Below are 13,610 nucleotides of genomic sequence, written 5' to 3' on the forward strand. Positions count from 1 at the left end.
ACCTTGGGAGTAGGGATCATGACCCACCAGTCCGTACGGCCCGGGACCACCGCCGAGGACGCCGGCCCAGGCTCGCGTCCCTCGGCCGGAAGGTCCTGGCTCGACCGTTATTTCCATATATCCCAGCGGGGATCCACCGTGGCGCGTGAAGTACGCGGCGGCGTCACGACCTTCATGGCCATGGCGTACATCCTGCTGCTCAACCCGCTGATCCTGGGCGGCAAGGACGTCGCGGGCAACGTGCTCAGCCAGCCCGCGCTGATCACCGCCACCGTCGTCGCCGCCGCCGTCACCACCCTCCTGATGGGCTTCGTCGGCAAGGTCCCGCTGGCCCTCGCCGCCGGGCTCTCCGTCTCCGGCGTGATCTCCACACAGGTCGCGCCCAGCATGACGTGGCCGCAGGCCATGGGCATGTGCGTGATGTACGGCGTCGTGATCATGCTTCTGGTCGTCACCGGCCTGCGTGAGATGATCATGAACGCGATCCCGCTCGCGCTCAAGCACGCGATCACCATGGGCATCGGTACGTTCGTCGCGCTGATCGGCCTGGTCAAGGCCGGTTTCGTACACGCCTCGCAGGGCGGCGGGCCCGTCACCCTGGGCCCGGCGGGCGAGCTGGCCGGCTGGCCCGTCCTGATCTTCGCCGTCACGCTGCTGCTGATCTTCATGCTCCAGGCCCGTGACGTGCCCGGCGCGATCCTGATCGGCATCGTCGCCGGCACGGTTGTCGCCGCCGTACTGAACGCCACCGGCGTCGTCGGCGCCAAGGCCTGGACGAGCGGACCGCCCGAACTGACCGGCAGCGCCGTCTCCATGCCGGACTTCTCCCTCTTCGGGGACGTCGAGTTCGGCGGCTGGGGCGAGGTCGGCGCGATGACGGTCGGCATGATCGTCTTCACGCTCGTGCTCGCCGGCTTCTTCGACGCGATGGCCACCATCATCGGTGTCGGTACGGAGGCCAAGCTCACCGACGACCAGGGCCGGATGCCCGGCCTGTCGAAGGCGCTGTTCGTCGACGGCGCGGGCGGAGTCATCGGCGGGGCCGCCGGAGGCTCCGGCCAGACCGTGTTCGTGGAGTCCGCGACCGGGGTCGGCGAGGGAGCCCGTACGGGCTTCGCCTCCGTCGTCACCGGCCTCTTCTTCGCCGCGTGCCTGTTCTTCAGCCCGCTCACCCAGGTCGTCCCCGGCGAGGTCGCCGCGGCGGCCCTGGTGGTCATCGGCGCGATGATGATGCAGAACGCCAAGCACGTGGACTGGAACGACCGCGCCGTCGCCGTCCCGGTCTTCCTGACCGTCGTGATCATGCCGTTCACCTACCAGATCACCGCCGGTGTCGCCGCCGGTGTCATCTCCTACGTCGCCATCAAGACCGCCCAGGGCAAGGTCCGGGAGATCGGCGCGTTCATGTGGGCGCTGACCGTGATCTTCCTTGTCTTCTTCGCGCTCCACCCGATCGAGGGCTGGCTCGGCGTGAGCTGACGCCGTGAGCTGACGTCGTTTACCTGACAGGCAGCGACCCTCCGCACATCCGATACTGAGAGACCAGAGGAGGCCGACATGCTGGACATCGCCGAAGAACTGAACCGGTGGGTCGAGCAGGGACGCGACTTCGCCGTCGCCACGGTCGTGGCCGTCGGCGGCAGCGCGCCCCGCCAGCCCGGCGCCGCACTCGCCGTCGACAGCGAGGGCACGGCGATCGGCTCGGTCTCCGGCGGATGTGTGGAGGGCGCGGTCTACGACCTGTGCCGGCAGTCCCTGGACGACGGCGAGACCGTCCTGGAGACCTTCGGCTACAGCGACGAGGACGCCTTCGCCGTGGGCCTGACCTGCGGCGGCGTCATCGACATCCTCGTCACCCCGCAGCGCGCGGACTCTCCCGGCAGGGAGGTCCTGCGGGCCGCGCTGTCCATCGCCGCCCGAGGAGAGGCCGCGGCGGTCGCCCGGCTCACCGACGGGCCCCCGGAGCTGCGCGGCCGAGCGCTCCTCGTACGCCCCGCGGGAGCGTACGAGGGGACGCTGGGCGGCCATCCGGAGCTGGACCGCGCAGCCGCCGACGAGGCCCGCGCCCTGCTGGACGCGGGCCGTACCGGCACCGTCACGATCGGCGAGGACGGCTCCCGCTGCGGACGCCCGCTGACCCTGCTCGTCGAGTCAAGCGTGCCGCCGCCGCGCATGATCGTCTTCGGTGCGATCGACTTCGCGTCCGCCCTGGTCAGGGTGGGGAAGTTCCTCGGCTACCGCGTCACGGTGTGTGATGCCCGCCCCGTCTTCGCGACCCGCGTCCGCTTCCCGGAGGCCGACGAGATCGTCGTGGACTGGCCGCACCGCTATCTGGAGTCGACGGAGACCGACAGCCGTACGGTGCTCTGCGTCCTGACCCACGACGCCAAGTTCGACGTCCCCCTGCTGGAACTCGCCCTCAGACTGCCGGTCGCGTACGTCGGCGCCATGGGCTCCCGGCGCACCCACCTGGACCGCAACGAGCGGCTGCGCGGCGTCGGCGTCACCGAACTGGAACTGGCGAGGCTCCGCAGCCCCATCGGCCTGGACCTCGGCGCACGTACGCCCGAGGAGACCGCCCTGTCGATCGCCGCCGAGATCGTCGCGAATCGGCGCGGCGGCACCGGCGTCTCCCTGACCGGCGCCCACACCCCGATCCACCACGACGCCGGCCGACCGCCCACGGGCCGGATCGGCTCCGTCGCCTGAAGGTCACTCGCCCAGGGCGTGCTGCGAAAGTCCCGCCTGCCCTACGGGCGGACGGCGCTACTTTCTCAACACGCCCTGGCGGCCCGGACCGTACGGACCGTGTGGACGGCCCGCACGACGATCACCACGGTTGCCGCCAGCGACGCCGCCGCGCAGTAGATGTACAGCGCCGGCCACACGTACAGCACCTGGTCGAGCGTGCCCTCGCGTCGCATCAGCAGGCCCATCAGCTCCGGGAGCGACGGGAACAGCGCGACCAGGGCCGCGTACGGCAGCGCCCGCGCACCCGCACGCCACAGCGGGCGCCCGGCCGCGCGCAGTGCCCAGCGCTTCGCCCGTACGGTGCCGAGCGTGCCAAGACCCAGCGCGAGCAGCGTGAGCGCGGCCAGGACCCAGTCGGCGGTCATGGTGAACGGCTCCCGGATCTCCGGCGACCTGCCCTCCGCCAGGTCGCGCAGGCCGTCCGCGATCCCCGCGCTGTCGTCGCCGGAGAGCATGCCGGTGTTGCTGACGACGGCGATGCCGATCTTCCGCTCCGGCAGCAGTATCTGGATGGCGTTCCGGGTCAGCAGCTGACCGGTGTGCTGGAGCGGCGGTTCCTCGTCCCCGTTCGCCTCGCCGAGCGACCAGCCCATGGCGTACCGCTCGCCCTTCGGCGGGGTGTGCATGACGTCGACGCTCCCCGCGGAGACGACGCGGCGCCCGTCGGCGGCCACGCCGCCGTTGTTCTGTGCGATCAGCCAGCGCGCCAGGTCGTCGGCGGTGGTGACCACCCCGTGCCCGCCCGCCGTGAACCAGCGCGGGTGCCCGCGCTGCACCACGCGGCCGTACGCCCGCACGTACCCCCGCGCGTCCTCCGGCATGTCGGTGGTCGAGTCGACGGAGCGCGAGTCCGTCATCCCGAGGGGCGTGAACACCCGCGTACGGAGGTAGTCCGCGAACGGCTCCCCGGCGACCACCTCCACCAGCCGGGCCGCGACGAAGTAGTTGGGGTTGTGGTAGCTCCACCGGGTCCCCGGCTCGGCGGCGAGACGGGCCCCGCGCATCCGGGCTACCGAGCCCTTCAGCGTGTGCGCCTGCGGAAGAGTGAGATCGGGGAAGGCCGAATCGGCCATGCCGGACCTCTGGTTGAGCAACTGCCGGACGGTGATCCGCGCGGCGCGCTCGTCGGCCATGGTGAATTCCGGCAGATAGCTCCGCACCGGCCGGTCGAGGTTTACCTTCCCCTCCTCCACGAGCCGCATGACGGCGAGCGCGGTCATGGACTTGGAGAGCGAGGCCACGGGAACCTCGGTCCGCCCGGTCATGGGCCGCCCGCCGGCGGAGTGCCCGTATCCGGCGGTGTGGACGACGTCGCCGCCACGGGTCACTGCGACCACGGCGCCGGGGAGCCCGGTCTCCTCCAGGTAGTCGTCCATGAAGCGGTCTATCGCCGCCGGGGTGAGGGCGTTCGCGGGGGCCGGGTCGGCGAGCGCCGCGGGGGTCAGGCCCGCCAGCGCCACGACGGTGAGGCCGAGCGCGGCCGTCAGCCGCCCCGCCGGCGAGGGACCCTGTTTCTTCGTTCTGATCCACATGCCGGTATCCCACCGCCGGCCGGGGGTCCGGCACATTGGCGTGCACGGGAGTCCGAAGGTAGTGCTGGTCCTACTGTCCGGCCCGCCACCAGCGGCTACGGTCGATGGGTGCAGCACACAACAGCGCTGCGGGCCGTCTCCCAGAGCCCGTGGACATTCCTCACCTCGGCCTGGCCCTGGCGGTCGTTCCTCTACCTCCTGTCCGGAGGCGTCTTCGGCGCGCTCGTCCTGACGGTCCTGGCCGCGATGACCCTCGCCGGTGTCGTCTCCCTGATCGTCGGCGTCGGCGCCGTACTCCTCCTCGGTGTGAGCCTGTCCGGCATCGTCGTCAGCCGCGTCGAGCGCCGGCGGCTGCGGCTGATGGACCCCGACCCGCTCCCCGACCCGCACCGCCCGCCGGCCGAACCCGGACTTCGCGGCTGGCTGGCCACCCGGCTCCGGGAGCCCGCCACCTGGCGTGAACTGGGCTTCACCGCCGCGTCGTTGGCCGCGATGTGGTGGATGGACGCGCTCGTACTGGGGCTGTCGCTCGCCGTCCCCGTACTCCTCGCCACCTCACCCGTCGACGATCCGGGCGCCTGGCCGCTGGTGGTCGTCGCGGTGTGCCTGGTGCCGGTCGCGCCGTACACCCTGACCGTCTGGGCCGGGGCCCGTGCGGCCATGACCCGCGCGATCCTCGCGCCGCGCGACGGTGAACTCGGCTGGCAGCTGACCGAGGTACGGGCCTCCCGCGCCCGGCTGGTCGGCTCCTTCGACGCTGAGCGCCGCCGGATCGAGCGGGATCTGCACGACGGCGCCCAGCAGCGGCTCGTCTCGCTCAACGTGCTGCTCGGCATGGCCCGGCTGGACGCGGAGCCGGACTCGCCCATGGCCCGGCAGCTCGACACCGCGCAGGAACAAGTCGCCCTGGCCGTCAACGAGTTGCGCGAGCTGAGCCGGGGCGTTCACCCCAAGGCGCTGACCGACCACGGACTGCCCGAGGCCGTCGGCAATCTCACCGCGCGCTCGGCCCTGCCGGTCGCCGTCGACATCCGGCTGCCGCACCGCCCGCCCGCCGCCGTGGAGAGCGCCGCGTACTTCGTCGTCGCCGAATCCCTCGCCAACGCGACCAAGCACAGCGCCGCCACCCGCGCCGAGGTGCACGCCCGGCTGCACGCCGACGTCCTGACCCTCAGCATCACCGACAACGGCGTGGGCGGCGCCGATCCGACGGCCGGCACCGGTCTGGTCGGCCTCGCCGACCGGATCGCCGCGGCCGACGGCAGACTCCGGATCTCCAGCCCGGCCGGCGGGCCCACCCTGCTGCACGTGGAGATCCCGTGTCGCTGACCGTCGTCCTCGCCGAGGACTCCCCGCTGATGCGCGACGGCCTGGTCGGCGTCCTCACCCGGTTCGGCCACCGGCTCGCCGCCGAGGTCGGCGACGCGGACAGCCTGATCGCGGCGGTCCGCGGCCACCGCCCCGACATCGTCGTCACGGACATCCGCATGCCGCCGGACCACACGGACGACGGCCTGCGCGCCGCCGTCGCCCTGCGCCGCGAACACCCCGCGCTGCCCGTCCTGGTGCTCAGCCAGTACGTCGAACAGTCCTACGCCGCCCGCCTGTTGGACCTCGGCAGCGACGGCGGCGTCGGCTATCTGCTCAAGGACCGGGTCAGCGCGGTGACGGAGTTCGTCGACGCGGTCACCCGCGTCGCGGCCGGTGAGACGGTCGTTGACCCGGAGGTCGTACGCCAACTCCTGCACCGGCAACAGGATCCGCTCCAGCGGCTCACTCCCAGGGAGCGCGAAGTGCTCTCCCTGATGGCGGAGGGGCGCGCGAACGCGGCGATTGCGCGCCATCTGTATGTGACGGAGGCGGCGGTCAACAAGCACGTCAGCGCCATCCTCCAGAAGCTGGACCTGCGGGTGGACGGCGAGGGCCACCGCCGTGTCCTCGCCGTCCTGGCGTACCTGCGCACCTGACGCACGCCCGGTCGCGCGGTCCCGGTCAAGGACATCGCCGCCGAGAACGCCATGCCCCGCTCCGCGATGCCGCCGTCCACCAAACGCCACGTAAAGCCGACCGCCCCGGACCTGACTTCGCAATGATCCGAGTCGGGCCCAGCGTGCTCACGACGACGCGCGCCGCACCAACTCCGTCGGCAGCACGACGTGTTGCCAGGGCGCTCCGGGGTTGCTGATCCCCTCCAGCAGCACCCGCGCCATCGCCTGCCCCATCTCCTCCACCGGCTGCCGTACGGAGGTGAGTCCGGGATCGGTGTGCCGGGCGATGGGGGAGTCGTCGAAGCCGACGACGGCCACGTCCTCCGGCACCCGGCGCCCCGCCGCCCGCAGTGAGTGCAGCGCGCCGACCGCCATCACGTCGGACGCGGCGAACACCGCATCCAGGTCCGGGTGGCGCGCCAGCAACTCCGTCATCGCCCGCCGCCCGCTCTCCTCGGTGAAGTCCCCGTGCGCCGTCCACGACGGATCCGGGTCGCCCCCGGCGGTCGCCACGGCCACCTGATACCCGCCGAGCCGGCACTGCGCCACGTACATGTCCAGCGGCCCGGTGATCGTGGCGATCCGCCGCCGCCCGGTCTCGGCCAGGTGCCGTACGGCGGAACGGGCGCCGCCGACGTTGTCGGAGTCGACGTAACTCACCGGCTCGTCGGCCGAGCGTCGGCCGCTCAGCACGGTCGGCAGGCCCATCTCGGCGAGCTGGTCCGGCAGCGGGTCGTCGCCGTGCACGGACACCAGCAGTACGCCGTCGACCCGGCCGGCCCGCGCGTACTGGAGGAAGCGCCCGCGCTCCTTCTCGGTCCGTACGAGCGTGAGCAGCAACTGCATCTCGGTGTCGGCGAGTCCCGTTCCGACGCCGTGGAGCACGTCCGAGAAGTACGGCTCGGCGAAGAACCGCTTCTCGGTCTCCGGGATCACCAGCGCCACCGCGTCGGTACGGCTCCCGGCCAGCGCGCGGGCCGCCCGGTTGGGTATGTAGCCCAGCTCGGCGATGGCCCGCTGGACGAGCTGCCTGGTGGACTCCCGTACCCGTGGCGAGTTGTTGATGACGCGGGAGACCGTGCCGCGCCCCACGCCCGCGTGCGCCGCCACCTCTTCGAGCGTGGGCTGGCCGGTCCGGCTCGTACGTCCCCTTGCCACCATCGTCCGACCTCCATCGGGACTCCGCCGGGCGATCGCCATCCAACCACTGGGAGCGCTCCCATGATAAGTGGTTGATCATATCGCGAACAACCTCGGGCCGCCGCGCCGCATTACCTTCACATACATTCGTACGTGTCTGTCGTGCACGTAAGGGCACCAGCCTTCCGACGCGGTCCTACGGGAAGGCAGTGATCCCCCGATGAAACGGAGCAGGATGCCGAAAGCACAGGGAGTCGCCGGAGCGCCATGCTGGGTGAGCCTGCTGGCACGCGAACTGCCGGGCGCCCAGGACTTCTACAGCAAAGTCCTCGGCTGGACCTACCGGCGCGCGGGGCTCGGTGACGACTTCTCCGTGGCGATCATCGACGGCCTGCCCGTCGCCGGCATCGGAGCACTCGCCTCCTCGCTCCAGGTCGCCGTCTCCTGGACGCCGTACTTCAACGTCACGGACGTGGACGAGGCCGCGGCCCGGATCAGGGAGCGCGGCGGTACGGTCGGGGTCGGCCCGCTCGCCTTCCACACCGGCCGCGCCGCACTCGCCGTCGACCCGGACGGTGCCGTCTTCGGTATCTGGGAAGGCTCCGTGCGCTCCGACTGGTCGATGGGGCGCGGCAGCGGCTCGGCCTCGCTGGAGCTGCGGACCAGGGAAGCGGCCTCGGCCGGGCGCTTCTACTCGCTCGCCCTCGGCTGGCAGCCGGAGGGGGAGGGGAAACTGCGCCTGGCGCACAAGGGGGACCAGTCGGTGCTCCTCGACGGCGACGAGCCCGTGGCGCGGATCAGCGGCGGCGCCGTGCAGGCCGCCGCCGACCCGCAGATCCGGCCGCGCTGGCACGTGCACTTCAACGTGGCGGACGTCGGGGCGGCGGTCGAGGCGGCGCTGGTCTCCGGCGGCTCGCTGGTCCGGCGGTCCGAGGGGGCCGGCGAGGTGGACGAGGCGACGCTGCGCGACCCGGACGGGGCGCTGTTCACGGTCACCGCCGCGATGTGACGAGACGCGACGCGGTGCTCCGGCTTGCGGACGCTTGCGGACGGAAGTTGTCCGCAAGCCTGAGTACGGTGCGAAGTATGGCTTCGAAGACGGCGGACCGAGTCCCCCAGCCCGTGCTCACCACCCGCGCGCTCAACCGCGCCACCCTCGCGCGGCAGCTCCTGCTGCGGCGCGCGGCCATGTCCGCGAAGGACGCGGTGACCCATCTGGTCGGGCTCCAGGCGCAGAACGTGAAGCCGCCGTACGTCCAACTCGGCGCCAGGCTCGACGGGTTCGACCCCGAGGAGCTGTCCGGGCTGATGGCCTCCCGCGAGGTCGGCCGGATGGTCACGCTCCGCTCCACCATCCACACCCACACCGCCGAGGACTGCCTCGCCCTGCGCCCGTTCGCCCAGCCCGTGGTCGAGAGCGAGTTGCGCAACTTCCGCGACGGCCTCGCCGGGGTGGACCTGGACCGCCTCGCCGCGTACAGCAAGGAGCTGGTCGAGGAACGGCCCCTGCCGCTCAAGGAGTTGAAGGCGGCCCTGGCGGAGCGCTGGCCGGACGGCGATCCGCGGTCCCTCGCTGTCGCCGCGCGGTGCCTGCTGCCGCTCGTGCAGATCACACCGCGCGGACTGTGGGGCCGCAGCGGTCAGGTCACGCTCACGACCGCGCAGAAGTGGTTCGGGGCGGACAGCGACGACGCGGCGCCGCGCATCGCACCGGAGGACGCCGTCCTGCGCTACCTCGCCGCCTTCGGACCCGCCTCCGTCAAGGACATGCAGACGTGGTGCCGGCTGACGCGGCTCGCCCCGGTCTTCGAGCGGCTGCGCGACCGGCTCCTCACCTTCCGGGACGAGAACGGCGCCGAGCTGTTCGACCTCCCCGACGCACCGAGACCGGACGCGGCCACCCCGGCACCGCCCCGCTTCCTCCCCGAGTTCGACAACCTGCTGCTCTCGCACGCCGACCGCACCCGCGTCGTCCCCCTCGCGTACCGGGGGCGCACCTGGAGCGGCAACCAGAGCTACCGCACGTTTCTCGTCGACGGATTCCTCGCCGGCATCTGGCGGTTGGAGGACGGCGGCGCGGAGGGCGACGAGCGCGGGACGCTGACCGTGCGGGCCTTCGGCGCACTCACGCGCGCGCAGCGCGACGCGGTGGCCGAGGAGGGCGAGCGGATGCTCGGTTCCCTCTCCTCGGCCACATCCCCCTCGTACGCGGTGCGCTTCGCGGACTTCGCCGGTTGAGACCGGTCAGATCAGAGCCACGGGCAGCGCCCGCAGCCGGCGGCGGACACGGGACCGTACCTCGCCGGGCGCGGAGACGGCGGACGCGGGCCAGACCGACGAGGCCCCGAGCTGCGGGTCGATCGTCACATGGACGACACCGAGCGGTTCCGCGAGCGCCCGCAGACAGGTCTCGGCAAGCCTGATGTACGGAGTGGTGCTCTCCATGGTGTCCTCCACGAGGGAGTCGTCGCTGTGCCCTCCGGCCTTTCCGGCGGCCCGCCGCGCATGGTTGGCGCCTGGCCCGCAGGCGGCGCCTGTCCCCTGCGGTGGCAGGGTTCGCGAAGTCATCCGAGTACGTCCGGGTACGAGCCCGGTGCTCCGGCTTGCGATCACACGTACCAACGAGTCATCGGCCGACGCCCGTCCCGACGGCAGTCGCGAGGCGGGCAGGGCCGAGCCGTCCGTGGCCGCACCCCCCCGCCCCCGTTACGGCAGCAGCCCCGCCCGGCGGGCCGCCACCACCGCCTCCAATCGGGTGTGGGCGCCCAGCTTGCGCATCGCCGCGCGCAGGTAGCCCTTCACCGTCTCCGGGCGCAGGCCCAGGCACTCGGCCGCCGCCGCGTTCGTGGAGCCCGCCGCCACACACGACAGCACGTCCACCTCGCGCGGTGCCAGCGTCACGGCCTGCTGCTCGCAGTACTCGCGTCGAGCGCGCGCGGCGTCGCCCGCGCCCTCCAACCGGCCGCACACGGCGCGCAGTTCGTTCCGCAGCTCGGCGTCGACGATGCGCGGCGCGAGCGCCCGCAGTTCGCTGTGCGCCTCGCGGACCTCCTCCCACGCCTCGGGGCGCCCGTACACCGGCTCACGGGTCACCGCGAGCAGCCGCTGCACCTCGTCCCGTACGACGAGCGTCTGCTCCACCTCGCGGGCCGCGGCGACGGCGGCGTCGAAGACGCGTTCGCCTATCGGCAGGGGGTCGCGCAGCGCGCCGTACAGCACGCCCCGGACCCGGCGCCGCACGATCACCGGGACGGCGACCACGGAGCGCAGTCCTTCGGCGGCGACCGCCGCGTCGTACTCGTGGCTGATGTGGCGCGCCTGCCGGTAGTCGGTCACCGCGCACGGCCGCTGGAGGGCGATCGACTTGCCGCCCAGCCCGTTCCCGACACAGATCGCGAGGCCCCGCAGCGCGCCCGTCGCCGTACCGTTCAGCTCCGCGATACGCACCTGGCGCGCATCCTGCGACAGACCGCCGAACGCGACCGGCAGCCCGGTCGCACGGCGCAGCGTCAGCAGCGCCGTGCGCATCTCGACCGCCTCGATCGCCTCCATCACAGCGACTTCCTTCTCTCGGGTGTCTCCACCAGCGGGACGAGGTCGATTCACCCCCGTCAGGGGGTGGTGAGACGTACGTCACCGGCTACACGATGCTAGTGAACGGGCGAGTGATGAGGAGGGCACATGACGACAGTCGGTGCGACCGAGCAGTTCCGCGCCGCCAGGGACTTCCTGCTGCGGCACCGTGAGGACTACATCACGGCGTACGAAGGCTTCGTCTGGCCCCGGCCCGCCCTGTTCAACTGGGCGCTGGACTGGTTCGACGTCATCGCCGGCGGCAACGACCGGCCCGCTCTGCACATCGTCGAGGAGGACGGCACCGAGAGCGTCACCTCCTTCGCCGCCATGGCCACCCGCTCCGACCAGGTGGCCAACTGGCTGCGCGCCCAGGGCGTCGCGGCCGGGGACCGCGTCCTCGTCATGCTCGGCAATCAGACGGAGTTGTGGGAGACGGCGCTCGCCGCGATGAAACTCCGCGCCGTCGTCATCCCGGCGACGCCGCTGCTCGGCCCGGCGGACCTGCGGGACCGCATCGAGCGCGGGCAGGTAGGGCATGTGATCGTCCGGGCCGGTGACGCCGCGAAGTTCGCCGAGGTGCCGGGGGAGTACACCCGGATCGTGGTGGGTGGCGAGGGCGCCGAAGTTGACGGCGGCGGCTGGCGGGCGTACGAGGCGTCCCACCGGGCGTCCGCCGACTTCGAGCCCGACGGGGTCACCCGCGCCGAAGACACCCTGATGCTCTACTTCACCTCCGGCACCACCGCCCACCCCAAGCTCGTCGAGCACACCCATGTCTCGTACCCGATCGGCCATCTCGCCACGATGTACTGGATCGGGCTGCGCCCCGGCGACGTGCATCTGAACATCTCCTCACCGGGCTGGGCCAAGCACGCCTGGTCGAATCTCTTCGCGCCGTGGAACGCCGAGGCGACCGTCTTCATCCACAACTACACCCGCTTCGACGCCACCCGGCTCATGGCCGAGATGGACCGCGCCGAGGTGACCAGCTTCTGTGCTCCGCCCACGGTGTGGCGGATGCTCATCCAGGCCGATCTCACCCAGCTGCGCCACCGCCCGCGCGAGGTCGTGGCCGCCGGTGAACCGCTGAACCCCGAGGTCATCGAGACCGTGCGCCGGGAGTGGGGCGCGACGATCAGGGACGGCTTCGGCCAGACCGAGACGGCCGTCCAGGTCGCCAACTCGCCGGGACAGCTGCTCAAGGCCGGATCGATGGGCCGCCCGACCCCCGGCTATGTGGTGGAACTGCTCCACCCGGTCACCGGCGCGCCCGGCGCCGACGAGGGCGAGATCTCGCTGAACCTCGCGAACTCCCCGGTCGGGCTGATGACCGGCTACCACGGCGACCCGGAGCGTACGGCCGAGTCCATGGCGGACGGGTTCTACCGCACCGGCGACATCGGCTCGCGCGACGCCGACGGCTACATCACGTACATCGGCCGCAGTGACGACGTGTTCAAGGCGTCCGACTACAAGATCTCGCCGTTCGAACTGGAGAGCGCGCTGCTGGAGCACGAGGCGGTGGCCGAGGCCGCCGTCGTACCGGCGCCCGACGCGCTGCGGCTCAACGTGCCGAAGGCGTACGTCGTCCTGGCGGACGGCTGGGAGCCGGGTCCGGACACGGCGAAGCTGCTCTTCGAGCACTCGCGCGCGGTGCTCTCCCCGTACAAGCGGGTGCGCCGCATCGAGTTCGCCGAGCTGCCCAAGACGGTCTCGGGCAAGATCCGCCGGATCGAGCTGCGCGAGCGTACGGCGGCGGGCTCGCCCGCGGAGTACGAGGAGAGCGACCTGCGCTGAAGGGCGCGGAAGCCGGTCAGGCGTGTGAGCGATCCAGCCCGTCCGCCGGGCCGTTGGCCGGTCGAGGGGCGCCCGTCGGGTCCAGCACGAAGAGCGGCACCCCGAGGGCGTCGGCGCGCTCGCGCGCCTCGTCCGCGTAACCGGCCAGGGAGAAGAAGGCGCTCGTCGCGGACTCGCTCAGCGCGTTGAGCCACAGGCACTCGACGGCGCGCGCGTCGGCGGGGCGGGTGCCCCGGTCGACACGGGCCACAACTCCGGGGCCGCGCAGGTCGACGCCCGCCTCCGGGTGCCCGTCGGCCCGGACGACGCCGACGTCGCGGAAGCCGACCCCGCGCAGATAGAGCGCGGCGACGTTCAGGGCGTCGGCCTTCGCGGTCTCGGTGGCCGCGCCCACCGTCGCCGGCCTGACCGGCACCCGCAGCACCGCCCCGCACGGGCAGCCCAGCTCCGGCCTCGGCCACTGGTCCAGCCGTCCGCACCCGGAGCAGCCGACGGTCACCCACTCGTCGTCCCAGGACCGGCGCACCAGGCGGACGGCGGGCGCGCCCGCGATCAGTGGCGCCGCGACGGCCGATCCGCAGGGGCAGGGATAGGCCGGTGCCGTGAACTGCTGGCCGTGTCCGCAGTCGGGACACCGGACAGGAACGCTCTCTCCCACCGTCGACACCCCCTTCTGCCGCCCATCGTCCATCAACGGGCGGGCGTTGGGGAGGGGCTTCGGCCATCGCCTTGACGCCGCCAGTAACGCACTTTAGATTGATTCCACATAGCAGAACAAGGCTTCCGCATCGTGAAAATGAAGGAATCGACGGAATCGACGCTCTCA

General features: G+C 72.1%; 12 protein-coding genes. 7 read left to right on the top strand and 5 right to left on the bottom strand.

Annotated features, from left to right (window positions below; all coding sequences use genetic code 11):
* The first annotated feature begins 18 nt into the window (after positions 1–18).
* Positions 19–1,479 (top strand): NCS2 family permease, encoded by a 1,461-nt coding sequence (locus ACIBLA_RS03380; RefSeq protein ID WP_399197638.1) that lies wholly within the window; start codon positions 19–21, stop codon positions 1,477–1,479.
* Between the two features lie 78 nt (positions 1,480–1,557).
* The gene (locus ACIBLA_RS03385) at positions 1,558–2,709 is read left to right on the top strand and encodes an XdhC/CoxI family protein (protein WP_363242909.1); all 1,152 of its coding nucleotides are present in this window, start codon (positions 1,558–1,560) and stop codon (positions 2,707–2,709) included.
* A 65-nt stretch (positions 2,710–2,774) separates the two neighbouring features.
* Here ACIBLA_RS03385 and ACIBLA_RS03390 read toward each other — a convergent pair whose 3' ends face one another.
* Positions 2,775–4,283 (bottom strand): serine hydrolase domain-containing protein, encoded by a 1,509-nt coding sequence (locus ACIBLA_RS03390; protein WP_399197639.1) that lies wholly within the window; start codon positions 4,281–4,283, stop codon positions 2,775–2,777.
* Positions 4,284–4,391: 108 nt separating this feature from the next.
* Here ACIBLA_RS03390 and ACIBLA_RS03395 point away from each other — a divergent pair, with 108 nt between their 5' ends.
* Both ACIBLA_RS03395 and ACIBLA_RS03400 read left to right on the top strand, forming a co-directional pair.
* Positions 4,392–5,612 carry a sensor domain-containing protein gene (locus tag ACIBLA_RS03395; protein ID WP_363242906.1) on the top strand — a complete coding sequence of 407 codons (1,221 nt, stop codon included), beginning with the start codon at positions 4,392–4,394 and terminating at the stop codon, positions 5,610–5,612.
* Positions 5,603–6,250: a response regulator gene (locus tag ACIBLA_RS03400; RefSeq protein ID WP_399197640.1), complete on the top strand. Its 648-nt coding sequence runs from the start codon at positions 5,603–5,605 to the stop codon at positions 6,248–6,250. The genes ACIBLA_RS03395 and ACIBLA_RS03400 overlap by 10 nt, the downstream gene beginning before the upstream one ends.
* Before the next feature lie 147 nt (positions 6,251–6,397).
* Here the strand turns inward: ACIBLA_RS03400 and ACIBLA_RS03405 are convergent, their stop codons facing one another.
* Positions 6,398–7,432, bottom strand: coding sequence for a LacI family DNA-binding transcriptional regulator (locus ACIBLA_RS03405; protein WP_363242904.1), 1,035 nt, complete (start codon positions 7,430–7,432; stop codon positions 6,398–6,400).
* Positions 7,433–7,694: 262 nt separating this feature from the next.
* Between ACIBLA_RS03405 and ACIBLA_RS03410 the strand changes: the two genes are divergently transcribed.
* Positions 7,695–8,420, top strand: a complete 726-nt coding sequence (locus ACIBLA_RS03410; RefSeq protein WP_363242922.1) for a VOC family protein — start codon at positions 7,695–7,697, stop codon at positions 8,418–8,420.
* Positions 8,421–8,497: 77 nt separating this feature from the next.
* On the top strand, positions 8,498–9,649 hold the full coding sequence (locus ACIBLA_RS03415; RefSeq protein WP_399197641.1) for a winged helix DNA-binding domain-containing protein: 1,152 nt from the start codon (positions 8,498–8,500) through the stop codon (positions 9,647–9,649).
* A gap of 6 nt (positions 9,650–9,655) precedes the next feature.
* Here the strand turns inward: ACIBLA_RS03415 and ACIBLA_RS03420 are convergent, their stop codons facing one another.
* A complete protein-coding gene (locus tag ACIBLA_RS03420) occupies positions 9,656–9,979 on the bottom strand; it encodes a hypothetical protein (RefSeq protein ID WP_399197642.1) in 324 nt (107 codons plus the stop codon).
* Between the two features lie 138 nt (positions 9,980–10,117).
* The gene (locus ACIBLA_RS03425) at positions 10,118–10,966 is read right to left on the bottom strand and encodes a LuxR C-terminal-related transcriptional regulator (protein ID WP_363242901.1); all 849 of its coding nucleotides are present in this window, start codon (positions 10,964–10,966) and stop codon (positions 10,118–10,120) included.
* A 126-nt stretch (positions 10,967–11,092) separates the two neighbouring features.
* Here ACIBLA_RS03425 and ACIBLA_RS03430 point away from each other — a divergent pair, with 126 nt between their 5' ends.
* Complete coding sequence (locus tag ACIBLA_RS03430; protein WP_363242900.1) at positions 11,093–12,784, top strand: AMP-binding protein; 1,692 nt, start codon at positions 11,093–11,095, stop codon at positions 12,782–12,784.
* Positions 12,785–12,800: 16 nt separating this feature from the next.
* Here ACIBLA_RS03430 and ACIBLA_RS03435 read toward each other — a convergent pair whose 3' ends face one another.
* A complete protein-coding gene (locus ACIBLA_RS03435; protein WP_399197643.1) occupies positions 12,801–13,475 on the bottom strand; it encodes a hypothetical protein in 675 nt (224 codons plus the stop codon).
* Positions 13,476–13,610: the final 135 nt, after the last annotated feature.

The organism is Streptomyces sp. NPDC050433 (assembly GCF_044458565.1).
Taxonomy (GTDB): domain Bacteria; phylum Actinomycetota; class Actinomycetes; order Streptomycetales; family Streptomycetaceae; genus Streptomyces.